This is a genomic window from Cobetia sp. SIMBA_158 (assembly GCF_046566945.1).
GTDB lineage: Bacteria > Pseudomonadota > Gammaproteobacteria > Pseudomonadales > Halomonadaceae > Cobetia > Cobetia amphilecti.
Window position 1 is genome coordinate 1 of sequence record NZ_JAWJYL010001236.1, and the last position, 230, is coordinate 230.

Annotated in this window: 1 pseudogene; it reads right to left on the bottom strand. The window is 70.4% G+C overall.

From position 1 onward, the window contains the following. A pseudogene (locus R2R70_RS23665) lies at nucleotides 1–230 on the bottom strand (hypothetical protein); the annotation flags it as partial.

Below are 230 nucleotides of genomic sequence, written 5' to 3' on the forward strand. Positions count from 1 at the left end.
CCACGTAACGCGCGATCCAGAGGCTATGCTTGGCACCAGAGGTGCGATGCGCGTAGACCTGACGTGCCTCGGCCTTGCACCCGGCCCGCGACAGGCGTTGTGAGAAGCGCGCAGCGGCCGTGGCCGACCACACCGCCAGAATGCCGGCCGGTCGCAAGGCCGTGGCACACGCCGCCAGCCCCTCTGCACTGGAGAGCCAGGCGGTGTGATCCGCGTTCAGGCCTGCCGGG